Origin of the sequence: Streptococcus sp. 'caviae', assembly GCF_001937065.1 — a bacterium.
Taxonomy (GTDB): domain Bacteria; phylum Bacillota; class Bacilli; order Lactobacillales; family Streptococcaceae; genus Streptococcus.
Window position 1 is genome coordinate 193021 of the sequence record NZ_MOWR01000004.1, and the last position, 24414, is coordinate 217434.

Consider the following 24414-nt stretch of genomic DNA (forward strand, 5'->3'; position numbering starts at 1 on the left):
GGCAAAATTGATTTAACTGCCTGCCGATTTTTATCCACTCTCTTCTTTGTTTTAAATCTAAAAGATGGTATAATGCTAATGTTAGAATTGTAAGGATATTTTGAGGAAAACATATGAAAATTGACAAGCGGCACCTGCTGAATTATTCGATACTGCTGCCCTATTTGATTTTGTCGGTTTTTGGATTGATTATCGTCTATTCAACAACCAGTGCCAACTTAATTCAGAATGGCTTAAATCCTTTTCGCTCGGTTATCAACCAAGGTATCTTTTGGATTATTAGTTTGCTGGCTATTCTTTTTATTTACCGGCTGAAATTAAATTTCTTAAAAAACAGCGGTGTCTTGACTATTGTGATGCTGATAGAAGCTATACTGCTGGTCATCGCCCGCTTCTGGACTCAGGAGGTCAACGGAGCGCACGGCTGGATTGTTCTTGGACCTATTAGCTTTCAGCCGGCAGAGTATTTAAAAATCATCATGGTTTGGTTTTTGGCTTTCACCTTTGCCAGACGGCAGCAGACCATTGAAGTCTACGATTACCAGGCATTAACTAAGCGTAAGTGGCTGCCCAAACAGTTAAGCGATTTAAAAGATTGGCGCTTTTATTCTTTGGTCTTAATCCTTTTAGTGGCAGCGCAGCCGGACTTGGGTAATGCAACCATTATCGTTTTGACAGCCATCGTGATGTATTCAGTCAGCGGTGTCGGCTACCGCTGGTTCTCAGCTCTGCTGACCGGCATTATTGCCTTATCGGCAGTTTTTTTGGGACTCATTAATATGGTTGGTGTTAAAACCATGAGCAAGGTCCCCGTTTTTGGTTATGTAGCCAAACGTTTCAGCGCTTTTTTTAATCCATTTCAGGATGTCACGGACTCCGGACATCAGCTGGCTAATTCCTATTATGCTATGAGCAATGGCGGCTGGCTGGGCCGCGGCCTGGGCAATTCTATTGAAAAGCGCGGTTATCTGCCGGAAGCCCAGACAGACTTTGTCTTTTCTATTGTTATTGAAGAATTGGGGCTGATTGGTGCCAGTTTGATTCTGGCTTTGATTTTCTTTTTGATTTTGAGAATTCTTTTGGTCGGCATCAAGGCTAAAAGTCCTTTCAATTCAATGATTGCTCTGGGCGTTGGCGGTATGATGCTCATGCAGGTGTTTGTTAATATCGGCGGTATATCCGGCCTCATTCCTTCAACGGGAGTTACTTTCCCATTCCTGTCGCAGGGCGGGAACAGTCTGCTGGTCCTGTCGGTAGCGATTGGCTTTGTTTTAAATATTGATGCCAATGAAAAACGAGAGGAAATTTATCGGGAAGTAGCAGAGGCAGAGCGCAATACCGATGATGTCTTTGTAGCATCTCAGGAAGAAATCTACGAAGAGCTCTACAATGAGTAACAGAATTAGAATAATAGTTTTAAAAAGGATTGGATTTGCAGGCTGCAGCTCCGGTCCTTTTCCTTTTAAATGCTTGCTGTATCATTGACAGCAGAGACAGTACTAAATTTTAAGTCGGAAAACGAAGGCGTCTGTCTCTTTTTAACTCTCTGAGAGCTGATTTTAGCATTTCTCAGAAAAAAAGATAGAGACATACATATAAAATGCTTGCATTTTCAGTGTAATTTGTTAAAATAATAAGGTAAAGTTAGACTGTATTGCCTACCGTCTATCTATAAAATATATTTTATTGGAGGCTTTTCCTAAAATGGCAAAAGAAAAATACGATCGTAGTAAACCACACGTTAACATTGGTACTATCGGACACGTTGACCATGGTAAAACTACTTTGACAGCAGCTATCACTACTGTATTGGCACGTCGTTTGCCTTCAGCAGTAAACCAACCAAAAGATTACTCATCTATCGATGCTGCTCCAGAAGAACGCGAACGCGGTATCACAATCAATACTGCACACGTTGAGTATGAAACAGCTAAACGTCACTATGCTCACATTGACGCCCCAGGACACGCGGACTATGTTAAAAACATGATCACTGGTGCCGCTCAAATGGACGGAGCTATCCTTGTAGTAGCTTCAACTGACGGACCAATGCCGCAAACTCGTGAACACATCTTGCTTTCACGTCAAGTTGGTGTTAAATACCTTATCGTCTTCATGAACAAAGTTGACTTGGTTGATGATGAAGAATTGCTTGAATTGGTTGAAATGGAAATCCGTGACCTTCTTTCAGAATACGATTTCCCAGGTAATGACATTCCAGTTATCCAAGGTTCAGCTCTTAAAGCTCTTGAAGGTGACACTGAACAAGAAGATGTTATCATGAAGCTTATGGATACTGTTGATGAATACATTCCAGATCCAGAACGTGATACTGACAAACCATTGCTTCTTCCAGTCGAAGACGTGTTCTCAATCACTGGACGCGGTACTGTTGCATCAGGACGTATCGACCGTGGTACTGTTAAAGTTAATGACGAAGTTGAAATCGTTGGTATTCGTGACGATATTCAAAAAGCTGTTGTTACTGGTGTTGAAATGTTCCGTAAACAGCTTGATGAAGGTCTTGCTGGTGATAACGTTGGTGTGCTTCTTCGTGGTATCCAACGTGATGAAATCGAACGCGGTCAAGTTCTTGCTAAACCAGGTTCAATTCATCCGCATACTAAATTCAAAGGTGAAGTTTACATCCTTACTAAAGAAGAAGGCGGACGTCATACTCCATTCTTCAACAACTACCGTCCACAGTTCTACTTCCGTACAACTGACGTAACTGGTTCAATTGAATTGCCAGCAGGTACTGAAATGGTTATGCCTGGTGATAACGTTACTATCGACGTTGAATTGATCCACCCAATCGCTGTTGAACAAGGTACTACTTTCTCTATCCGTGAAGGTGGACGTACTGTTGGTTCAGGTATCGTTTCAGAAATCGAAGCTTAATCAGAACAATTAAGTTTTCCCAATTAACAATTTAAGTCAGACAACTTATCTTGTAAAAGAGTCTCTTTCGAGACTCTTTTTTTGCTGTTCTTGTCAGGCAGCAATATTTTAGCGGTTTTATTGTGAAGACTTTCATAAAATAATTTCTTAATCTTTCAATCACCCTGAATTTGTGGTAAAATAGACAATGTAAATAAAAAATGGAAGAGGTATGTGAAATGTCACGTAAACCAATTATTGCCGGAAACTGGAAAATGAACAAAACAGCTGCTGAAGCTCGTGAGTTCATCGATGCCGTTAAAAACAGCATTCCTTCAAATGAGCTTGTTGACACTGTTGTAGGCTCACCTGCTTTGTTCCTTGAAGGCATGAAAAAAGGTGTCAGAGATACTGAATTGCAAGTAGCCGCTCAAAACTGCTACTGGGAAGATTTCGGTGCTTTCACTGGAGAAACAAGTCCGGCTGCTCTTGAAGCTTTAGGTGTTGACTATGTTATCATCGGTCACTCAGAACGCCGTGATTACTTCCATGAAACAGACGAAGAAATCAATAAAAAAGCTCATGCTATTTTCAAACATAACATGACGCCAATCCTTTGCTGCGGTGAGTCTCTTGAAACTTATGAAGCAGGAAAAACTGCTGAGTGGATTGAAGGACAAATCACTGCTGACCTTAAAGGTTTGAGTGCTGAACAAGTATCTAACTTGGTTATTGCTTATGAGCCAATCTGGGCTATCGGTACAGGTAAATCAGCTGATGCCAACATTGCTGATGAAATCTGCGGTGTTGTTCGTGCAACGGTTGAAAAACTTTACGGGAAAGAAGTGGCAGAAGCTGTTCGTATCCAATACGGCGGTTCTGTAAAACCTGAAAACGTTGCTGAATACATGGCTAAAGAAAACGTTGACGGAGCCCTTGTCGGCGGTGCTTCCCTGCAAGCTGACAGCTTCCTTGCTCTTCTTGACTTTGTCAAATAAGCTAAGTAAGCTAATCAAAGAGGATAACTTTCTTTCTGCATGCTAGTTTTTAAAACGGCAGGAAGTTCCTTTCATATTAAAAACACTGCTGATACAATCAGCAGTGTTTTTTGCAGGAAAAAGAAAGAGGCTGGGACAAAAGTCCTTCCTCCTTTAACTATTTAAGATATAGCAGTTTGACGCAGTGGTTGATTGGAGGTCCTTATCCCTTGCTAGGCAAGTGATAGCGGCCATCCTAATCAACTGTGCGGAGGTGGGACAACAAAATCAAAATCGTGATTTTACCACGATTTACTGATTTTTGTCCCACTCTCGAAGACATACTCAGACTGTAGTGCAAGCAGGCTAACGTCTTAGAATTTTTTTAAGAGTGCTTAAAAGCTTGTATTTCAGCGGTTTTGGATAGTAGCGGAAGGTTCCCATTTTGCGGACAATGTAACCATTGAAGTTTTGCTTGAAACGAAGCACACCATCTGAGCCATCAAAGTGTCCTGTGATGCCAAGCAGATTGTAAAAAGAAATTCCGCGTTTGAGAGCCTCAAGCATGACATGTTCCTGCAGGAGAGCAGGCGCATAGAATTTATTGAATTCCGGATAAGATCCCGAAAAGAGATAGACGGCTTCTTGAGGTGTATAAATGAAGAGGCTGCCAGCTAAGATAACATCTTGACTGCCATACTTTTCAAGGAGTTCCTGAGCTTCTTGCTTGCGGGTTGTAAAGGTATCAAATTGGCTGGATAGTTCGCGCAGCTGATTTTGTTTTTTCTCAGAATGAGGATTTTTTTCCAAATCGGCCTGCAATTTAGCGATTCTATCACCCAGTTTTTTCTGATCTTTTTGCAGATGGTCAAGATAGTCTTCAAAATTAAGACTGGCTACCATAAATTCGGCATTGTCTCCAAAACTGTCGTAAAAGTCTTGGTAATAGTCTAAACTTTTGTCGCTGTATTCGCGGCGATCGGAAGTCGCAGAGGTAATGTCCTTGAAGAGATGCAGTTCATCACGCTTGAGCTGACGGAGCTTGGTACCAAAGGTCTTAGCTTTTTTAACTAGAGGACGTCCCTTTTTGCTGAAGGATTTGAGGAGCGTCCGCTCGTCTATACCTGATAATTCCTTGACGTAGTGCCAATCTCCTTCCCCATTAGGATAGTCCGTCTGTAAGCCGTCAAAGCGGTAGTCTAGGTCGGTCAGTTGAGTGATGAGCTGCTTTTGCTCCGCACCGGTTGCCTGCCCATCGCTGTCAAAGGTTTGATAGGTATCATAAGGTTTGATAACCAATTCCAAAGCCCCTTTTTCTTTGACATAATCCTTTAAATCCCGATAAAAATCACTGAGATGATCAGCAGCAGTGATGACAGGGCCGCAGTTAATTTCAAAATAGCGGCCGCCGGTCATCGGCATGCTGTATAAGATAGCTGAAATTTCAATGGTTTCTTGCTCTTTCCAAGCAACATAGTCAATATCATAGCCTCTTTTAGCAAGAAGCTCAGCCATTTCCAAAGTCTGCATGAAAGACTTCTTACGGGCTTGCTGGATATGGTCTGCAAAATCATTTTTTGAAATGCTCTGTAAGGACATCAGTGCTTGCTCCTTCGTTTTTTGCGCAGTGTATAGGCAAGGTTGGCCAATTTGTAGAGCGGGCTGACAGGCAGATTAAATTCGCCGATAAACTCTTCGATTTCCGGTTTAAATTTTGACTTGAAGCTGTACAGGCCGCCTGATAAATCATTTTCAATACCACCCATATTCTGCCACTTATTGCCTCTTTCAAAGGCGTGGTTGGCTGTTGCAAACCAAGTATAGATGGCAGCTTGATAGCGGCGGAATTCTTCGTCCATGCCGGCATAGACATTTTCGGATGTTCCGCCGAATTCCAGAGACAGTGTCCCTGAAAGAGGGACAGTATCCCTACCCTGGGATAAATGCTCTTGAAGAAAGGCGATCTCATCACTGAGGCGTTCGATTTCTTTTTTAGTGTTGTCAATTTTACTTGCTTTGACATTATCACCAAATTTGGCCAGACTGTCTTGAGCTTTTTCTCGCTGACTTTCCAGTTGGGCAAGTCTTTCTTTTAAATTGAGACTGGCTACCGTAATGAAAGATTGTTTGGGATAATTGTCTAAGAGCTTGCGATAGTAGTCAATGCCTCTGAGATGGATATTTTTACGATCTTCTGTTTTTTTCATTAAATTGGAGAAGTCTTCCAGAAGTTCATAACCGCCAAAGCGGAGGGTAACCCCCTTGTTTTTGGCCGTGCGGATAGATTGCCGTATTTTCTTAGATAGGTTAGCTTCAGAGAAGTCTTCTGCGTAAATATTGGCTTGAAAACGCGGCTGAATGGTTTCTCCCATATCAGTTGTCTGTCCCAGCCACTCACAGCCAGACTTTTTCAAATTGGCAATAATATCCTGAGCTTGCGGATTGGTGATGTCTTCTTCATCAATTTGATGATGATTGAGCAAAATAAAAGGATCAAACTTAATGAACAAGGCACGTTTTCTTTTGGCAAATTTTTTCAAAGAGGCCAATACAAAGGCTACTAGATCTTGGTTTTGATAATCCATGACGGGACCTCTTGGAATGTAAAACATTGTCATGCCAAGAGGCAAAGGTCTGATTAAGATAGAGGCAGAGGCCACAAGTTTATCATTTTGATAAAAGCCAATGCGTTCATTTCCCCATTCATCTTTGACTTTTGCCCAAGCACTGCTTTGCAGCAGATTGGTCTGCTTGCTTTCCTCAACAAAGCGGTCATGTTCTTCAGCCGGGATACCGATTTTATAAGTGTACATTAGTTTAGAACCCACTCTCTAAGGGCGTAGGCAACGCCGCTGTCGTCGTTTGATTTAGTGATATATTTAGCTATTTTTTTGAGTTCGGGAATACCATTTTCCATAACAACAGGGTTACCAACAGCTTCAAGCATAGGGCGGTCATTTTCTTCATCGCCGATTGCCATGGTTTCATCTTTGCTGAGCCCCAGTTTTTGTGCTAATTGATTGACAGCAGTTCCCTTGCTGACCTTTTTATTCATAAATTCTAAGTAAAAAGGACGTGATTTAACGATGGTAAAATCCTGGTAAAAGCTGGCCGGAATCTTGGCAATGGCTGCGGCCAGGACATCCGGTTCATCAATCATCATGATTTTGACGATTTCTTTGTCAGCCATTTCTTCGGGTGTGCGGTAATAGAGCGGCATATGGAGAAGACTGGCTTCGTGCACAGTATATTTGCCGATGTTGCGGTTGGCTGTATAAATGCCTTCCTTGGTAATAGCATGCATGTGTACGCCCAACTTACGGCTGAGCAGTTCAATATCAAGATAGTCCTCATAAGCCAGAGGTTCTTTGACCAAAACCTCACCTGTAGCTGTATCCTGCACCAGACCGCCATTAAAGGTAATAACGTAATCGCCTTGGTTTCTGAGATTGAGTTCTTCTAAGAGGCCAGTGACACCAGCGATAGGACGACCGGTAGCGATAACAATTTTGACCTCTTTTTTCTTAGCGTCCTGAATGGCTGAAAAGACCTCCGGTGTCACTTCTTGTTTGTTATTAAGCAGGGTGCCGTCAATATCAACAGCAACTAATTTAATTGACATAAGTTTTCCTAATTTCTAAATACAATTTCTACAGACTATCTTACTAAAAATCACGCTATTTGTCATGCTGAGAAAAAGAATTTATCCTCAGCATAGACAGCAGACAGGCAATATCTGGGGTTGGTCCGTTTAAAGGAACAGACAAAGTTAAAGGAAGAATCCCTCATTTAGTTGGACCGATCAGGCACAGTCAGATGTTTGTTTTTGATATAGCTGGCAAAAGTTTCTTTGGCCTCAGCAAACAAATCATCTTGAATCAGCATTTCTTTTGGAAAATAGAAGCGCCGATCGCCGTGTATGGTGCCGGACAGGGTATGAACAAGAGGTGAGAGGGTAGACAGCTCGGCGATAGAGCCGTCTTCCTGCAGCATTTCAATTTGGGTCCGTGGATTTTTGACGTCCGGCTTGTAAACATCATAAGGCAGATCAAAATTCAGATGGACAGCAGTGTAGTAATCAGGATCAAAACCAAGCGATTGGACAATATCCCTTAGCTTATCCAGTTCAGAAAGTTTATCCTCATCAAAAGTAATTGATTTGAAAACCTTTCGGTTAACAAAGCGGCCGGCCAGATCGGCCAGTATCTTATCGCCGCTGTTCATCCATGTCTGAAAATAGGTATTCATCACACCGTCATCTAAGCTCAGATAGTCTTCCAGAGTAACTGCATTTTCAAAAAAAGGAAGGAGATGAGGCGATGTAATGGTAAAGAATTCTTTTTCTCGCGGATAGAGATATTTGGCTCGCTTGAGGAGGTTTTGCAGCAGCACTTCCATGGCCCGGCTGGCAGGATGAAAATAAACCTGCATGTACATTTGGTAGCGGCTGATGATGTAATCTTCAACAGCATGCATGCCGTCTCGTGAAAAGGCAATGCCGTTATCAATCGGACGGATAACCCGCAGGATGCGAGTCAGATCAAAGGCTCCGTAACTGGCACCGGTAAAGTAGGAATCCCGTAAGAGGTAGTCCATACGGTCAACATCAATTTGGCTGGAAATCAGCTGTTCAACCTGTTTATTAGGATAGGTATGGTTGATGACACTGGCTACCTTATCAGGAAAATCAAAGGATACCTGCCGCAAAATCCGGTTGATTTCTGTTTCCGGACTTAAAATAATCTGCTGGGTGATGGCTTCGTGATCGGTATTAAAAAGTCTTTCAAAAGTATGCGAATAGGCTCCATGGCCGATATCATGAAGAAGTGCCGCAGCCATCGTCAGCAGCGATTCATCCTTATTCCAGATGTCTGGGTACTTTTTGTCAAAAATATTGGTGACACATCTGGCCAGATAGTAAACACCGAGACAATGCGAAAAGCGGCTGTGTTCAGCACCATGGAAGGTAAAGCTGGATGACCCCAGCTGTTTGATGCGGCGCAGCCGTTGAAATTCTTTGCTGTTGATGAGGTCGTAAATGACCTCACTTTCTACAGGAATGTAATTGTGAACAGGATCGCGAAATACTTTTTCAATCATAGTTCCATTATAACAAAATTTGTTAGAGATGCCTGTTTTCTAAGTGGCAGCAGGATAAAAATTTCTTTTTGTATTTACGGATTTCCCAATTTGCATTATAATGAATGAATGACAAACAATTTAATACTCCATGCCATCCAGCTGCTCTTATTTACCCTGATTGTCGGGATTATGGGAACTATTTTATGGCATGCTAAAAAACATCGAATTAATTTAAAAGAAAAATTTTTAACAGGCTTTTGGATTGGCTACCTGACTGACCTGCTTGATACTCTGGGAATCGGGACTTTCGCCACGACAACGACCCTGTTTAAGGCGACCAAATTAGTCGAAGATGACCGCAAAATCCCGGCTACCATGTCAACAGCGCATGTGATTCCTGTTTTGGTAGAGGCCCTTTGCTTTGTAACCATCGTTAAGGTGGACATTACAACCTTGGTCTGCATGGCAGCAGCCTCCTTTACCGGAGCCTTTGTCGGCAGCCGTATCACTAAAAATTGGAACACCCGTCAGGTGCAGCGCGTCTTGGGGATTTTACTGATTATCGCAGCCTTGGTAATGGTCTACCGAATGCTGACCAATCCGGGAGCCGGGATTTCGTCTGATGTCCGCGGTTTGAAGGGGATATGGCTGTTAATTGGTGTTGTTTTTGATTTTATCATCGGTATGCTGATGACTATGGGGCTTGGCAATTATGCACCGGAGCTGATTTTCTTTTCCCTGATGGGCATAAATCCTTCCATCGCTCTGCCGGTTATGATGCTGGATGCCGCTATGATTTTAACCGCCAGTTCCATGGAATTTATCAAGTCTGACCGCGTGCATTGGCCGGGGACAATGGGAATTATCATCGGAGGTATTCTTGGCGTTTTGACCGCAGCCTTTTTCCTCAGCAATTTAGACATTAACAATCTTAAAATTTTGGTTGTTTTCATCGCGCTTTTCACCGGCGGAACTCTGCTGCGCTCTTCCATTATCAAAAGATAAATTGGAACAAAAAACGGTGAAACAAGACTTATATTACAGGAGACAGTATGCAGCTTTATTTACGAAATCACATTAATGTAGATGGTCAAGCAGAAGTTATTGAGCAGTCCTTTCCTGTTGAGATAACGGAAAAAAATGGCTTTTCTTATCTGGTCTTTACCAATGAGGAAGATGAGAAAGTTATCATGAAATGCAGTGACGAAGAGCTTGCTGTAACACGCTTTTCCACTCCTAAATCTACTGTGCGTTTTCATAAGGATAAAAAAGCCTTGGCCAGTTTTCCTACGCCTGCAGGGATCCAGCATTTTGTAACAGAGACCAGCCTGTTTAAAGTGGAGCAGCAATCTGTCCAAGTTGATTATGTTTTAAAAAATCCAGATCCGGAGTCAGACGAAATTTTTGCCGAGTATCAATTAGAGATGAAATGGCAGTAGAGAGAACGAATGAATTCTGCAATAGCTTATTTGCTTATTTGCAGAATTCATTCGTTTTTTAATGCCATTTTAGATAAAATCTTTTGTTCCAGTCTTAAATCTGCTTTCCTATTACAGAGAGAAATTTTCAGTCATATTGTGTGTGATAAGGTTTTAGAGCACGAAGGATATAAAGATGTTTCAAAAAGAAACTAAAAAGAAAGAATAGGATAAATGACTAAACTTTATTTTTTTATGTTTCATTTTGTTTCGTATTTGCTTGCAAAAATCTTCTAAACAACTATCAAAATAGTTATAATTAGGATTATTAAAAACAAGAAATCCCCTTTTAGGGTAAAGGAGAATCACACATGAAAACGATTGAGCTAAAAGGAATCATTACTCCCATTTTAACGCCAATGCGAGATGACGAGTCGGTCAATTTAGATGAGCTGCGAAATCAAATTGAACGTCTAATCGAAGGCGGCGTACATGGAATTTTTCCATTTGGAACAAATGGGGAAGGTTACATTTTAAGCTATGAAGAAAAGCTTGAAGTGTTGAAAACGACCATTGAACAAGTTAAGGGAAGAGTTCCTGTTTATGCTGGTACAGGATGTATCTCTACTAAAGAGACCATCCAATTAAGCAAGGCTGCACAGGAATTAGGAGCAGATGTTTTATCTATTATCACACCAAGTTTTGCCCTTGCTTCACAAAAAGAACTCTATGATCACTATGCAGCGGTTGCCAAAGAAGTTGACTTACCAATTGTTTTATATAACATTCCAGCACGGACAGGGAATAAACTTCTGCCTGAAACAGTTGAAAAATTGGCTCGTGATATTGATAATATCATCGGCGCAAAGGATTCCAGCGGTGATTGGGAGAATCTCAAAGAATACATCCACAGAACGAAAAATCTAGAGAAGCAATTCTTTGTTCTGTCCGGAAATGATGCTTTAATTCTGCCAGCTTTAAAAGAAGGCGGAACGGGAGGAATTGCAGGCTGTTCAAATGTCTATCCGCATGTTCTTTCATCAATTTACGATCTTTTCCAAGAAGGAAAACTGGAAGAAGCCCAGAAAGCTCAGGATTCTATTGCTGATTTTAGAGCTGTTTTCCAATATGGCAATCCAAATACTGTCGTCAAAACGGCTGTAAAATTATTAGGTTATCCAGTTGGCGACTGCCGCCGTCCATTCAATTATTTACCGGAAGAAGGGATAACTGCTTTAAAAACTGTTTTAGCAGCTAATAAAGAAAAAGGGATGAATTAAACTAGGAGCAAATAGAGGAGGATAATTATGACAACTCAAATGATTATTGCGTTGGCAATTACCGTCTTTATGATTATTTTAATTATGAGAGACAGACTGCCATTTGGAGCTCCGCCGCTTATCGCCTTGCTTTTATTGGTTGTGACAGGGGTATCTGATATTAAAGGTGCTTTTGCAGGTTTTGCCAATTCAACCATTATGATGCTTGCTGCTTTTATGGCTATCATTGCTGCCTTGCAGAAGACAAGTTTTATTTCTAAATTTAAAATAGCCATGTTTAATATGGCTAAAAAGGGCGGTTATAAAGCCTATGTTCTATTAATCGTCATTGTCATGCTGGGAACCAGTTTGTTTGGTACAGGCTCCACAGCCTATTATGTTTTAGTCATTGGGTTCCTGTCTGCTCTGCCTGAAAATAAAGCGCTTGCTCCATCTAAGGTCTTGATGCCTGCAGGCTTTGCTGCTAATCACCCTTTGGTACCATTTAATACAGCCTTGCAATATGGGATTACCGTCGCTGTGCTGGACGCTGCTGGAGCAGCTACTAATGTTAACCTAGTAAAGTTTTCAATTGTAAACCTTATTCTTTCTTTAGGTTTCCTTGCATGGTCGATTCTAGCTTATAAGTTTTTACCAGAACATCCAATATCTAAGGACTCTTCAGATAATGAAGCAGATGAAAAAGAGGAGACGCATCTGACTAAAAAGCAAGAGCTCGTAACTTATTTGGCTTTTGCACTTGCTGTAGTTGGCATGGTTTCACAAAGTTATATAGGTGATGCTGGCTATGCTTTGACAGGTATTGCGGTTATCCCAATCTTTTTAGTAGGTGTCTTAGATTTTAAAGAAATCAGAGATGCCATCAGCGCACCGATAATTATTATGTCAGCTGGTGTTATTGGTGTGGCAGATGCTTTGGGAGGCACTGGCCTTACAGAAATGGTCGGTAAATCTGTAGCAGGTATGCTGGGTTCTAACATTAATCCTTTCTTATTGATATTTGCCTTCTGTATTTTAACCAGCTTATTAGCCACTTTGACTGGCTCCACGATTGGCACCGTCTACGTATTTGCTCCATTAGCTATTGCAACTTGTTTAAAACTTGGATTTGATCCGACCGCTGCGGCAACAGCTATTGTCATTTCTGGCTGGTGCGGCCATTTCTTACCTGTAGATGGGATGCCGGCTTTGATTATGGGGACAGGGAATTACACAATGGTTGAATTTTGGAAATTTACTATCCCTCAATACTTTATTCGTTTATTTGCACTTACAGCAGGAGCTTTGCTCCTATTCCCAGTTTAATATTGACGAGGTTTCACTATGAAAAATACATTTGAATTAGCTCACGTTGGGATTAACACAGAATCTGAAGAACAAGCATTAGAACTGGCCAAATTATTGAGTTTAATGTTTAACTTAGAACCTAGACATGGAATGAAGTCAGAATTTGCAGGCAGTTATTTTGAATGCCTCAAGAGTCCATACCTAGGCAAAAACGGTCACGTTGCGATGATTACTGCAGATGTAGAATCTGCTGTTGAAGAATTAAAAGAGAAAGGATTCAGTTTTTTAGATGACACGATTCAGCTGACTGAAGATGGGAAACTAAAAAATATTTACCTTGATGGTGAATTTGGCGGCTTTGCTATTCATATTTTAAGAAAATAAGGCGAAGGACAAAAAGAGAGAGTATTGGAAAGAGACAAGGAAAAAAGTCCTGTCTCTTTTGTCCTGCTCTAGATTTACCAGATTGAACTCTAAAAAGTCCTTTTTCTTTGATACTTTCTTAGGTGATGTCGGACGGCAGCGACTTCCCAGGGAATTCCATGCCTAAACTTTGAGCCACGGTCTCAAAGTTTCCGAGTGTCAGAATTGGCTTAAATTCACCATTTCTGACACTTTCATCACGGCGGAAGTATCCTTTAAACGCGTTTGCCTTCGTGGAATTTATATGGTAGTCTGCAGACTTCTTTGCTGATCAAGGTAGACAAATGGAGATTTGAGTGAGGTTGGACTTTGTCCAACCTCACTTTATTTTGAGATAGCGCCAAAGTGTTGTTCGGCTGATCCCTAATTGCTTTGCGGTTTTTGTTTGATTCCCTTTATTGTATTCGAGAACAGTGCGTACAATATCCTGGCTGTAATCAAAGAGGGTCTTTTCTTCGATAATTACCGGTTCAGATTTTTTCGAATCATTTGAACTTAGCTGCAGGTGATTTTGATGTTTGCGTTCTTCGGATAGAACCTCTATTACTGCATTTTCTAAAATATAGTAAGAATTGGCAGATAGTATTAGCTTTTTAATGACTCTTTCCAACTGATAAAAATTACCAGTCCATTGAAATTCCTGAAGAGTATGCATGGCCTGAGGTTCAAAGCCGATAACCTGCGTGTGGCATTCAATATTGGCTTTATTAAGCAGAAGGGTAATAATGCTCGCTAATTCTGTATGGCGTTCGGATAATGAAGAGGAGTAGAGGCTGGCACAGTTCAGTTCTTGCATAATTTCCTTAAAAATCAGCTTATCGGGATCAGCTTTTTTGGTTGTATAGGTGAATATAATATTTTGTCTTTGTAATAAGCTGCTGCTTTTTATAAGTTCTAAAAGTTTGCGCAGATCCTCCAGAGACAGCTGTTCACAATGCTGAAAGAGAAGGGTGTTGCCAGAGTAAAGCAAAGGAGAATTGCTGGTGTGGCTGAGATATTTCCACAGACGTTCACCAAACAATTTACAATTTATACTGATGAGATTTGCTGTATGGTACTGAAATTTCAAGAAACAGGAATAGGCAAGGCTTGTTTTTGCCGTTCCTTCTTCTCCAAAAATGATCATAGCATTATAATGCTTTAGAAGTTGGGACATGAGAACGAGATTTTTCTCTTGAATAAAAGAAGCAAAAAGCAATTTCTGGGATATTTTGTCTTCAATTTCTGAACGACTGTTAAATGTGACACCAAATTGCTGGTGAATTAGAGGAGGGGTTACCATTTTTAATTCACAATGGTAATAAGTCTGGTCATTGAGGGATAAAATACTGCATCTAACCTGATACGTTTGTCCTTTATGCGTATGGTAGAGCTGCTGGTTATCCAGATGCTTTTGCTTTTTTAGAAAACGGATTAAAGTCTGGGTGAGTTTTGCTGAGAGATTGGAGGAGACAGGGGTGAAGTCTTGGTCTAAGACCAGTGTTGCCAGTGCTTGCTTTGAGAGTACCTCTTGAAGCAAATTTCGCTGAGTTTCTATTTTTTGTATGTATTTGGTAAAGGTTATGGCCTGCTGATAAGCAGTTTTGATACTTTCTAATCCGGAAGTAATTAAAATTGTATTTAATGACAGTCTAAGAGCGGTATGATTGGTAATAGCATCACAAAGAACTAACTCACACCCTTCTTCTTTGAGTTTGACCAAGGTATCGGCAGTCTGCTCAGGCTGATCAATCGTGATAATCTTGATGTTATATTGGAGAACATCACAGATAAGATGAGCATTTTTAGTAATGCTTTCATAGCCAACAATTGCTATGTTTTGGCTGTAATTGTAAGCTAATTTGATACTGCTCAAGATATCATAAATAGAAATTGAAACATCAATTACAGGTATATCAACAGCATCTTGAATAAGATGGGCTGTACCTCCGCGAGAAATAATGGCATCATAATCATTATGAGCCATTTGTACAGCTAAGTCTCTTCCTTCTTGCAAATTCGCATTAAACACATCTATGGATAAGGAATCAAATTGCTGAGCAACCAGATTCATAGAATGGTTTAATTCTTCATAGGGAGCAATACCAAGTAAGCGAATAGGTCTCATAACAGCCTCCTGTTTCATTTGTAAACTATTATATAAATATTATGAAAAAAATTCAATATTCTTTATGATGGTTCAAAAAAAGACAATTATTTTTTTTGAAACCTAGTATTTTTTTCTTACAAAGTATAAACTAGGACTATAATTAATCAAAGGAGGTGTTGCAGTGTTACAGCTGTTAGTTTTGGCTGATGATTTTACGGGTGCCCTTGATACAGGAGTTCAGTTTTCAAGTCAAGGAATCCATACATTAGTAACGACTAATCAATCGGTAGACTATACCAGTTTAGAGGATGACATAGAAGTACTGGTTATTAATACAGAAAGCCGTTATCTGCCCTTTGAAGATGCTTATCAGCTAGTCAGCAAAATTTTATCTGATGCTAAAAATTACGGCATCCCTTATTTCTATAAAAAAGTGGACTCGGCCCTTAGAGGAAATATCAGTAGTGAGATAAAAGCGCTTTTAGACCAATTTCCAGAGAAAAAAGCAGCCATGGTTCCTGCCTACCCAGCTATTAAGCGAGTGGTTCGGGGAGGAAAACTGTATATTGATGGGGTACCGGTTTCAGATAGTGTTTTTGCTAAAGACCCTTATGAACCTGTAACCGAAAGCGACATTGCCAAACGCCTCAATCAAGAGGCTGGTATTGAAACATCACTGGTAAGCAGCCAATCATTCTTGAAAGCTAAACAGCAATTGCTTTTATTTGACAGTGAAACCGAAAGCGACATAGAGGAAATTGCAGCTAACCTCCATCAGCAAGACCAACTGTCAGTCACTATCGGCTGTGCAGGCTTTGCCAAGTATTTGGTTAAGCAGCTTTTTCCTAAAAAGGAAGTTTTAAGACCTCAGCTTACTAAACCGCTTCTTGTTATCTGTGGCTCAGTTAATCCGATTACTAGACAGCAGATTGAATATGCTCAAGAAAAACAGCATTTGCGTATTTCCTTAAATTCTCAGGAGTTATTGGAAGAGCATTATTGGCAGAGCGACAGCGGTCAAGATAAATTAGAGACTTATTTGGAGGATATCTCACAAAGTGATCTAGCCATCATTGAAACGCTGGATGAAAAAACCAGCCGTGACATTGTGGCCTATGCTCAAGCACAGGGCTTAGATAAAAATGCTATTCGTTTTAAAATCGGCCAGTCTCTGGGCGAGCTCACGGAGCAGCTTTTAGAGAAAGAATTGGTTCGAACCTTTCTTTTTACAGGCGGCGATACACTTTATCAGTCGATGCAAGTATTGCAGATTGACCAACTAAAACCGCTATGTGAACTCAGTGCGGGTGTTGTTTTAGCCGAATTAACCTGGAAAGACAAGGTCATTCAAGTCATCACAAAATCCGGTGGTTTTGGACATCGAGAATTATTTGAAGATATTAACAAGATGGTACAAAAGGAGGAAAACCATGTTAACTGATTACAGTTTGAAAATGCCTAAAAATGTATTGGCTGGAGAACATGCCTTGGAAGAAATAAAGACTGTTATTCCAGCTGCTACAAAAAAATTGTGATTTTCACCGATAAGGGGATTCTTAAGGCAGGTTTGGTTAAACTGCTTGAGGAAGTTTTGATCGATTTGGGCTTTCCCTACACAATCGTATCAGACATTCCTGCAGAACCGACTTATGAACAAGTGCAAAAAGTAGTCGATCAGTTTAAGGCTGAAAAGGCTGATTTTATCATTGCCATTGGCGGTGGCTCAGCTATGGATTCGGCTAAGCTGGCCTCTATTCTTTCAACAGATGACTACGGTGTTAAGGATTTGCTGGACAATCCGCTTTTAGCTAAAAAACAAGTGGCCAGTTTATTGATTCCGACAACAGCAGGGACTGGCTCTGAAGCAACTCCCAATGCTATTGTATCCGTTCCGGAGAAAAACCTTAAGATTGGCATTGTCAATGCCGAAATGATTCCAGATTTTGTTGTTTTGGATGCTCGCTTTATTAAAAATCTGCCAGCACGCATTGCAGCGGCTCCTAGTGTAGATGCTATGTGCCATGCTATTGAATGTTTCACGTCGAAAAAACGCAATCCTTTTTCCAATTCATTCGCCTTAGAGGCCTTTGACTTGATTTTTAATAATATTGTGGAAGCAACTCTAAATCCAGATGCTATGGAGGCTAAGAAGAAGATGCTGATTGCAGCTTTCTACGCTGGTGTTGCCATCACAGCCTCCGGCACAACAGCTATCCATGCTTTGTCTTATCCATTGGGCGGTAAATACCATATTGCACACGGTGTCTCTAATGCCATTCTCCTCATGCCGGTTATGAAATTTAATGAGCCAGCTATTAAGGAATACTTGGCAGAAGCCTATGACCGTGTGGTTCATGATGGCGATAAATCGCTGTCTGTTGATGAAAAATCTCAGTACATCATTCAGGAAATGGATCGAATTGTTGAAGTGCTCCAAATTCCAAAAAGTTTAACAGAGTTTGGTGTTCCAAAGAGTGATTTGGAAGAATTGGTTGCTTCTGGTATGGAAGTTCAGCGGCTGTTAGTGAACAATATGCGTCCAGTGACAGCAGACGATGCACGAGCTATTTATCAGCAAGTTTTGTAAATAAAAAGAAAGCAATAAGGAGGGAAAGATGTCTAAAAAAATTATTGGTATTACCATGGGTGATCCTGCCGGAATTGGCCCCGAGATTTCAATAAAGGCCTTTAACAAGCCTGACCTGTATGAACGCTGTCAGCCGCTTTTGGTTGGTGATGCTTCTGTTTTGACTTATTATTTAAAGAAACACCCTGAACTGAACTTAGCAGTTAATCTTATTCAAAATCCTAAAGACGGTAAATATGAATATGGCACGATTGATTTAATTGATTTAGGTGTTGTTGATATGGCTGATTTTGAGATTGGTCAAGTGTCAACAACTGGCGGCGATGCTGCTTTTCAATATGTTAAAAAGGTTATTGAGCTGGCTCTGGCCAAGGAAATTGATGCGACCGTAACCAACCCGCTCAACAAAGAAGCCATGAATGCAGCCGGTCACCACTATGCTGGCCATACCGAGATTTATGCAGATCTGACTGGAACAGATAAATACACGATGATGCTGGCTGACGGTAATCTTCGTGTTGTCCATGTTTCGACCCATGTGTCACTGCGTGAAGCCTGTGACCGTGCGACCAAGGAACGTGTTTTGGACGTTATTCGCATTGCCGATAAGGCTTGTAAGAATCTGGGCATTAAAAATCCAAGAGTTGCTGTTGCGGGTCTCAATCCTCATTGCGGTGAAAACGGACTTTTTGGCCGCGAAGAAATTGAACAGATTAATCCGGCTGTTGAAGCGGCTAAGGCTGAGGGTATTAATGCAGAAGGCAGTCTCCCGGCAGATACGCTTTTCTCTAAGGCTAACGGCGGCATGTATGATATTGTCGTGGCTATGTATCATGATCAAGGACACATTCCTTTGAAATTGCTTGGTTTTGTCTATGATCAGGAAAAAGGAGCTTGGCAGGCTGTTCAAGGTGTCAATATCACACTGGGCTTGCCGATTATCCGCGCTTCTGTGGATCACGGAACGGCCTTTGATCAGGCTGGCAACTGGACGGCTAGTGAGCTGAGCTTGGAAAATGCCATTGATTATGCCATTCGCTTAGCAGAAAATTCATAAGATTGATCATAAAACTGTTTTCATGTAAATGAGCCTATAAGCTTTACAAAAGCTGTTATTAAATTAGAAATAGAATAAAGAGGTGAACTATGGTTACAGAACTACCGAAAGTAAGAATTTCAGATCCTAATGGAATTGTTTATCGAGATGACTTTTTAGGTGTTGATTTTGCCTTGATTCCGACTGGAGGTAAGGCAACGGCCCATGCGCCAGCTCTGATTGAAACCCAAGACGGCGGTCTCTTGTGTGCCTGGTTTGCAGGTTCCTTTGAAGGCAGCGGTGACATTTCCATTGCTGTTTCCAAACTCGATCCAGAAAAGCAGGTCTGGTCTGTTCCCCAAATTGTTTCCAAGGGTAAAGACCGAAGCGAGCAAAACCCTGCCTTTTTCCGTGCACCTGATGGGCAGATTTGGCTGATCTACACATCTCAGCTCAGCCGTCAGGAAGGTAAAGATAACATGCAGTTTACCTCTGTGATCATGGTTCAAAAATCGAGCGACGAAGGTCAGACATGGGGAGAGCCGGAGGTTCTTTTCCCAGAAGAAGGAACCTTCTCGCGTCAAGCCATTCAGATTTTGAGTAACGGCCGCTGGATTTTTGCAACTTGGCTGTGTGAAGATTCGGCTGAAGGTTTGACCAATGATCCTACAGAATTTCGAGTGTCTGATGATGCTGGCCAAACATGGAAGCGTGTCCGTATGCCGGAAAGCAATGGCCGGGTGCACGCTAATCTGATTGAGGTTGAGGCAGGGCATTTAGTGGCCTTCATGCGCAGCCGTTTTGCAGATAATATTTATATTAGTGAGTCTTACGATTTCGGTGATACATGGAGTGTACCGCAAAGAACTGTCCTGCCTAACAATAACGCCAGTATCAGTGCTATTAAGCTGCAATCAGGCGAAATTGCTCTAGCTTACAATGTTAATGCCACCCGCCATCCGGAATTCGGTAAGGTTGCTTGGCCGGGTCTTCGCAATCCAGTAGCTGTCTCTGTGTCAGAAGATCTTGGTAAAACTTGGCCTATCGGCCGTGTCTTTGAAGCAGCCGAAGGGTTTATTGGAGAAGAAAACAAGACCAACAATGCCCAGTATGAATATCCGACGCTTTACCAGACCAAAGACGGCCTGCTGCATCTTGTTTATGCTTATAAGAACAGACTTTGTGTCAAATATGTCCGTTTTTCGCCGGCGGATGTTTTCGGTGAAAAAAGAGAAGCAGATGGTATTTATAATCCGACTTCAGGTGAAGGAGTTAAAAATTAAAGATTTTTAGCTTTCCAAATCTGCTAAAAAGAAAACACTTTTATGGTTTTCGTTATTGAAAAGGCTTTTATTTATGGTATAATGAAAGTTATCAAGGGAGTAGCTAGCGGTTTTGCCGTGATGTTGTCGTCAATCCGAAACTGTTTTCCGGCAACATATTAAATAGCGAGACTTGTTTATCAAATAAACAGGTCTTTTTCTTTTAAAGACCAAGAAGGAGAATATTTTGTCGAAGAAACAAAGAAAAGAAGCTTTCTATGTCCAAGACGAAGAGACTGTCTTATCCGGTTTGGAGACTTCTAAAAAAGGTCTGACGACTGCTGAGGCTAAGCAGCGCTTGGCTGATTACGGACACAATGAATTGGACGAGGACGAAAAGCGTTCGATATTCGCTAAGTTCATGGACCAGTTCAAAGACTTAATGATTATCATTTTGCTTGTGGCTGCCGTGCTTTCAGTGATTACTGAAGGAATGGAAGGTCTGACAGATGCTATCATTATTCTTGTGGTTGTTGTCCTCAATGCAGCTTTTGGGGTCTACCAAGAAGGGCAGGCAGAAGCAGCTATCGAAGCTCTCAAATCCATGTCCAGTCCTCTGGCGCGTGTCCGCCGCGATGGACATGTAACCGAGGTTGATTCTAAAGACTTGGTCCCTGGTGATGTTGTCCTGCTGGAAGCAGGTGATGTTGTACCGGCTGATATGCGTCTGTTGGAAGCCGCTTCGCTGAAAATTGAAGAAGCAGCCCTAACCGGTGAATCTGTCCCTGTTGAAAAAGATCTGGCGGTTGAAATTGCTGAAGATGCTGGAATTGGCGACCGTTTAAACATGGCCTATCAAAATTCTAACGTTACTTACGGCCGCGGTATGGGTGTGGTTACTAACACTGGGATGTTCACCGAAGTCGGTCACATTGCCGGTATGCTTGCCAATGCCGATGAAACTGATACACCGCTGAAGCAAAACCTCAATCAGCTGTCCAAAGTCCTCACTTATTTGGTTGTAGCGATTGCGATTATTACCTTTATTGTCGGTGTCTTTGTCCGTCAGGAACCGCCTCTTAAAGGTTTGATGACTGCGGTTGCTCTGGCCGTGGCTGCTATTCCTGAGGGACTTCCGGCGATTGTTACGGTTGTGCTTTCTCTGGGAACCCAAACGCTGGCTAAACGCAAGTCTATTGTGCGTAAGCTCCCGGCTGTTGAGACTCTTGGCTCAACTGAAATCATTGCTTCCGATAAGACCGGTACTCTGACCATGAACCAGATGACGGTTGAAAAACTTTACTACAGCGGTCAGCTGGCAGATGCCAATGATGATATTGATGTTAATAATATGGCGCTGCGGGTCATGAATTTTGCCAACGACAGCAAACTTGATGTCAATGGAAAATTGCTGGGTGATCCTACAGAAACAGCTCTTGTGCAGTACGGTTTGGATCATAATTTTGATATTCGCGACGTTCTCAAAGCAGAGCCGCGTGTGGCCGAGCTGCCCTTTGATTCTGACCGCAAACTGATGTCAACTATTCATAAGCTGGATCAAAATAAATATCTCGTTGCGGTAAAAGGAGCGCCCGATCAGCTGCTCAAACGTATCACACAGATTGAGGAAAACGGAAGTATCCGTCCGATTACCGAAGACGATAAAAAGACCATTCTTGAGACCAATAAATCGCTGGCTAAACAGGCTCTTCGCGTTCTTATGATGGCTTATAAGTACGAGGATCAGATTCCAACATTAGAAACTGAAATCGTTGAAAACAATCTGATTTTTGCCGGTCTGGTAGGAATGATTGACCCAGAACGTCCGGAAGCTGCCGACGCTGTTCGTGTAGCTAAGGAAGCTGGTATCCGTCCGATTATGATTACAGGGGACCACCAAGATACAGCCGAAGCCATTGCTAAGCGTCTGGGCATCATTGATGATGATGGTATTGATCATGTATTCACAGGTGCTGAACTCAATGAACTTTCCGATGAGGAATTCCAAAAAGTCTTCAAGCAATATTCTGTTTATGCGCGTGTATCTCCGGAACACAAGGTGCGCATTGTTAAGGCTTGGCAAAATGAAGGCAAGGTTGTTGCCATGACCGGTGACGGGGTTAATGACGCGCCGTCCCTGAAAACAGCCGATATCGGTATCGGTATGGGAATTACTGGTACTGAAGTGTCTAAGGGTGCTTCTGACATGGTTCTTGCTGATGATAACTTTGCAACCATCATCGTTGCCGTAGAAGAAGGACGCAAGGTCTTCTCCAATATTCAGAAGTCCATTCAGTACTTGCTTTCCGCTAATATGGCCGAAGTCTTTACTATCTTCTTTGCTACCTTGTTTGGCTGGGATGTGCTTGAGCCGGTTCACCTGCTTTGGATCAATCTGGTAACAGATACCCTGCCAGCGATTGCGCTTGGTGTTGAACCTGCTGAGCCGGGTGTCATGAAACATAAGCCGCGCGGACGTAAATCAAGCTTCTTCTCAGGCGGAGTCATGGGAGCAATTCTTTATCAAGGTCTCTTGCAGACACTTCTGGTGCTTGGTGTTTATGGATGGGCTCTGCTTTATCCGGAACACTCAGCTATGCGTGATGTCCATGAAGACGCTTTGACCATGGCCTTTGCTACTCTGGGATTAATCCAGCTGGTTCACGCTTACAATGTTAAGTCCGTTTACCAATCTGTCTTTAAGGTCGGACTCTTCCGCAACAAGCTCTTCAACTGGTCCATTCCTTTGGCCTTCATTATCCTGATGGTTACAATTGTTGTTCCAGGCTTCAATAAATTCTTCCACGTAGCGCATTTAAGTGTCACTCAGTGGCTGGCTGTTATTACCGGAAGCCTGCTCATGCTGGTGATTGTTGAAGTGGTGAAAGCTGTTCAGCGGGCACTAGGACAAGATCAAAAAGCTATTTAAAAACCTATTTAGAGTTTGGGACAAACAGTCTCAAACTCTTTTTCTATGCAGCATCAACTGTTTGACGCAGCGGTTGGGAGTAAGACTTGTTGGCTGCGCCAACCTAGTCTTAGCTACTCCCTTTTTAGCTGACCGCAGCTTAAAGGATTCTCATCAGACTGTCATTTCTAGGCTGAATAAATGTTCTCGTCAAAAATTTATGGTAAAATAAGGGTACTTTTATGTAATTTAGAAAGAAACTGATGACCCAAATTTTTGCTCATAGAGGAAGTAAATCCAATCGCCCGGAAAACACTCTGGCTGCCTTTGCTGAGGCAGCACGTGTTGGCAGTGACGGTATTGAACTTGATGTTCACCGAACCAAAGATAATCATTTGGTTGTTATTCATGATGAGTCTGTTAACCGCACGACAAACGGCCGTGGGCTTGTGCGGCATCTGACCTTGCAGCAGCTAAAAAGCCTTGATGCCGGATCTTGGTTCCATCCAAGTTACTTCCGCGAAAAGGTGCCGACCTTAGAGGAAGTGTTACAGTTTTTAGAGGAGCAGCATTTTACGGGTATTTTAAATATTGAACTGAAAACCAACAGATACCCTTATCCTAAGATTGAAAAACAGATTGCTCAGCTAATGCATGCTAAAAAACGTCCCTTTTCTCACATGTATTCCAGTTTCAACTTTCTTAGTCTGCTTTTGATGAAAAAGCACGACCCTAAGGCTGAGCGGGCTTATTTGGTGAAGCTGAAACCTCTTTATTACTGGCTTGGAAGGCATTTAAATTTTATCGAAACCGTGCACTGCCACCGCTCTTTCTTTTTGAACAAGCCCCAAAAGGGAAAGCAAAAGCCGCTCAGGATTTGGACCATTAATAAAAGCAGTGACATGAAAAAAGCTTATTTGGCTAATATTAAGGGTATTATTACGGATAAGCCGGAAGAAGCGGGCAGAATCAGAAAATCGTTATCGAAGGCGAAAATGAAGCAGAATAAGAATTAAGGGAGTTTTTCTTCGTTTCAGCAACATTCTGCAAGGTTTTTCGGCTCCTTGTCAACTGTAGTGGGTGACTTATAAGGAACAACGAGAGAGGACCAGATTGGTCTTCTCTTTTGTTAGGTTCAAAGCGAGATAAATCCGTTTTTTGAAGTTGTCAAAGTTTCGATAACCA

19 protein-coding genes are annotated in these 24414 nt (G+C 41.8%); 14 read left to right on the forward strand and 5 right to left on the reverse strand.

Features of this window, described 5'->3' with window-relative positions; genetic code table 11:
• Positions 1-113 precede the first annotated feature (113 nt).
• The 3 genes from ftsW to tpiA all read left to right on the forward strand — a co-directional run bounded on the left by ftsW (position 114) and on the right by tpiA (position 3878).
• Complete coding sequence (ftsW, locus tag BMI76_RS05890; protein ID WP_075346659.1) at positions 114-1397, forward strand: cell division peptidoglycan polymerase FtsW; 1284 nt, start codon at positions 114-116, stop codon at positions 1395-1397.
• Between the two features lie 307 nt (positions 1398-1704).
• Complete coding sequence (tuf, locus tag BMI76_RS05895) at positions 1705-2901, forward strand: elongation factor Tu (RefSeq protein ID WP_075346660.1); 1197 nt, start codon at positions 1705-1707, stop codon at positions 2899-2901.
• Between the two features lie 218 nt (positions 2902-3119).
• Positions 3120-3878, forward strand: coding sequence for a triose-phosphate isomerase (tpiA, locus tag BMI76_RS05900; protein ID WP_075346661.1), 759 nt, complete (start codon positions 3120-3122; stop codon positions 3876-3878).
• Positions 3879-4223: 345 nt separating this feature from the next.
• On the opposite strand, the gene BMI76_RS05905 is transcribed toward tpiA, so the two are convergent.
• The 4 genes from BMI76_RS05905 to BMI76_RS05920 all read right to left on the reverse strand — a co-directional run bounded on the left by BMI76_RS05905 (position 4224) and on the right by BMI76_RS05920 (position 8957).
• On the reverse strand, positions 4224-5456 hold the full coding sequence (locus BMI76_RS05905; RefSeq protein ID WP_075346662.1) for an aminoacyltransferase: 1233 nt from the start codon (positions 5454-5456) through the stop codon (positions 4224-4226).
• Positions 5456-6670 (reverse strand): aminoacyltransferase, encoded by a 1215-nt coding sequence (locus BMI76_RS05910; protein WP_075346663.1) that lies wholly within the window; start codon positions 6668-6670, stop codon positions 5456-5458. Before BMI76_RS05910 ends, BMI76_RS05905 begins: the two co-directional genes overlap by 1 nt.
• Positions 6670-7479, reverse strand: a complete 810-nt coding sequence (yidA, locus tag BMI76_RS05915) for a sugar-phosphatase (protein ID WP_075346664.1) — start codon at positions 7477-7479, stop codon at positions 6670-6672. The genes BMI76_RS05910 and yidA overlap by 1 nt, the downstream gene beginning before the upstream one ends.
• A gap of 167 nt (positions 7480-7646) precedes the next feature.
• Complete coding sequence (locus BMI76_RS05920; RefSeq protein WP_075346665.1) at positions 7647-8957, reverse strand: HD domain-containing protein; 1311 nt, start codon at positions 8955-8957, stop codon at positions 7647-7649.
• 108 nt (positions 8958-9065) lie between these two features.
• On the opposite strand from BMI76_RS05920, the gene BMI76_RS05925 reads away from it, so the two are divergent.
• The 5 genes from BMI76_RS05925 (at position 9066) to BMI76_RS05945 (ending at position 13308) form a co-directional block, all read left to right on the forward strand.
• Positions 9066-9944 (forward strand): TSUP family transporter, encoded by an 879-nt coding sequence (locus BMI76_RS05925; RefSeq protein WP_075346666.1) that lies wholly within the window; start codon positions 9066-9068, stop codon positions 9942-9944.
• 47 nt (positions 9945-9991) lie between these two features.
• Entirely contained in the window at positions 9992-10378 is a 387-nt protein-coding gene (locus BMI76_RS05930; RefSeq protein ID WP_075346667.1) for a DUF1934 domain-containing protein, read from the forward strand.
• Between the two features lie 350 nt (positions 10379-10728).
• The gene (dapA, locus tag BMI76_RS05935; RefSeq protein WP_075346668.1) at positions 10729-11637 is read left to right on the forward strand and encodes a 4-hydroxy-tetrahydrodipicolinate synthase; all 909 of its coding nucleotides are present in this window, start codon (positions 10729-10731) and stop codon (positions 11635-11637) included.
• A 27-nt stretch (positions 11638-11664) separates the two neighbouring features.
• Entirely contained in the window at positions 11665-12942 is a 1278-nt protein-coding gene (locus tag BMI76_RS05940; RefSeq protein ID WP_075346669.1) for an SLC13 family permease, read from the forward strand.
• An 18-nt stretch (positions 12943-12960) separates the two neighbouring features.
• Complete coding sequence (locus BMI76_RS05945) at positions 12961-13308, forward strand: 2-dehydro-3-deoxyphosphogluconate aldolase (protein ID WP_075346670.1); 348 nt, start codon at positions 12961-12963, stop codon at positions 13306-13308.
• A 358-nt stretch (positions 13309-13666) separates the two neighbouring features.
• Here BMI76_RS05945 and BMI76_RS05950 read toward each other — a convergent pair whose 3' ends face one another.
• Positions 13667-15454, reverse strand: coding sequence for a sigma-54-dependent transcriptional regulator (locus BMI76_RS05950; RefSeq protein WP_075346671.1), 1788 nt, complete (start codon positions 15452-15454; stop codon positions 13667-13669).
• Positions 15455-15617: 163 nt separating this feature from the next.
• Here BMI76_RS05950 and BMI76_RS05955 point away from each other — a divergent pair, with 163 nt between their 5' ends.
• The 6 genes from BMI76_RS05955 (at position 15618) to BMI76_RS05980 (ending at position 24245) form a co-directional block, all read left to right on the forward strand.
• The gene (locus BMI76_RS05955) at positions 15618-16877 is read left to right on the forward strand and encodes a four-carbon acid sugar kinase family protein (protein WP_075346672.1); all 1260 of its coding nucleotides are present in this window, start codon (positions 15618-15620) and stop codon (positions 16875-16877) included.
• A gap of 90 nt (positions 16878-16967) precedes the next feature.
• On the forward strand, positions 16968-18023 hold the full coding sequence (locus tag BMI76_RS05960) for an iron-containing alcohol dehydrogenase (protein ID WP_257615245.1): 1056 nt from the start codon (positions 16968-16970) through the stop codon (positions 18021-18023).
• Positions 18024-18051: 28 nt separating this feature from the next.
• The gene (pdxA, locus tag BMI76_RS05965; protein WP_075346673.1) at positions 18052-19080 is read left to right on the forward strand and encodes a 4-hydroxythreonine-4-phosphate dehydrogenase PdxA; all 1029 of its coding nucleotides are present in this window, start codon (positions 18052-18054) and stop codon (positions 19078-19080) included.
• 89 nt (positions 19081-19169) lie between these two features.
• Entirely contained in the window at positions 19170-20342 is a 1173-nt protein-coding gene (locus tag BMI76_RS05970; RefSeq protein WP_075346674.1) for an exo-alpha-sialidase, read from the forward strand.
• Positions 20343-20568: 226 nt separating this feature from the next.
• Positions 20569-23250, forward strand: a complete 2682-nt coding sequence (locus BMI76_RS05975) for a calcium-translocating P-type ATPase, PMCA-type (protein ID WP_075346675.1) — start codon at positions 20569-20571, stop codon at positions 23248-23250.
• A gap of 242 nt (positions 23251-23492) precedes the next feature.
• Complete coding sequence (locus BMI76_RS05980) at positions 23493-24245, forward strand: glycerophosphodiester phosphodiesterase (RefSeq protein WP_075346676.1); 753 nt, start codon at positions 23493-23495, stop codon at positions 24243-24245.
• Positions 24246-24414 lie beyond the last annotated feature (169 nt).

Excerpts from the sequence above, each read along its gene's own strand:
- ftsW (WP_075346659.1), top strand. The coding sequence starts at position 114 with ATGAAAATTGACAAGCGGCACCTGCTGAATTATTCGATACTGCTGCCC.
- tuf (WP_075346660.1), top strand. The coding sequence starts at position 1,705 with ATGGCAAAAGAAAAATACGATCGTAGTAAACCACACGTTAACATTGGT.
- tpiA (WP_075346661.1), top strand. The coding sequence starts at position 3,120 with ATGTCACGTAAACCAATTATTGCCGGAAACTGGAAAATGAACAAAACA.
- BMI76_RS05905 (WP_075346662.1), bottom strand. The coding sequence starts at position 5,456 with ATGTCCTTACAGAGCATTTCAAAAAATGATTTTGCAGACCATATCCAG.
- BMI76_RS05910 (WP_075346663.1), bottom strand. The coding sequence starts at position 6,670 with ATGTACACTTATAAAATCGGTATCCCGGCTGAAGAACATGACCGCTTT.
- yidA (WP_075346664.1), bottom strand. The coding sequence starts at position 7,479 with ATGTCAATTAAATTAGTTGCTGTTGATATTGACGGCACCCTGCTTAAT.
- BMI76_RS05920 (WP_075346665.1), bottom strand. The coding sequence starts at position 8,957 with ATGATTGAAAAAGTATTTCGCGATCCTGTTCACAATTACATTCCTGTA.
- BMI76_RS05925 (WP_075346666.1), top strand. The coding sequence starts at position 9,066 with ATGACAAACAATTTAATACTCCATGCCATCCAGCTGCTCTTATTTACC.
- BMI76_RS05930 (WP_075346667.1), top strand. The coding sequence starts at position 9,992 with ATGCAGCTTTATTTACGAAATCACATTAATGTAGATGGTCAAGCAGAA.
- dapA (WP_075346668.1), top strand. The coding sequence starts at position 10,729 with ATGAAAACGATTGAGCTAAAAGGAATCATTACTCCCATTTTAACGCCA.
- BMI76_RS05940 (WP_075346669.1), top strand. The coding sequence starts at position 11,665 with ATGACAACTCAAATGATTATTGCGTTGGCAATTACCGTCTTTATGATT.
- BMI76_RS05945 (WP_075346670.1), top strand. The coding sequence starts at position 12,961 with ATGAAAAATACATTTGAATTAGCTCACGTTGGGATTAACACAGAATCT.
- BMI76_RS05950 (WP_075346671.1), bottom strand. The coding sequence starts at position 15,454 with ATGAGACCTATTCGCTTACTTGGTATTGCTCCCTATGAAGAATTAAAC.
- pdxA (WP_075346673.1), top strand. The coding sequence starts at position 18,052 with ATGTCTAAAAAAATTATTGGTATTACCATGGGTGATCCTGCCGGAATT.
- BMI76_RS05970 (WP_075346674.1), top strand. The coding sequence starts at position 19,170 with ATGGTTACAGAACTACCGAAAGTAAGAATTTCAGATCCTAATGGAATT.
- BMI76_RS05980 (WP_075346676.1), top strand. The coding sequence starts at position 23,493 with ATGACCCAAATTTTTGCTCATAGAGGAAGTAAATCCAATCGCCCGGAA.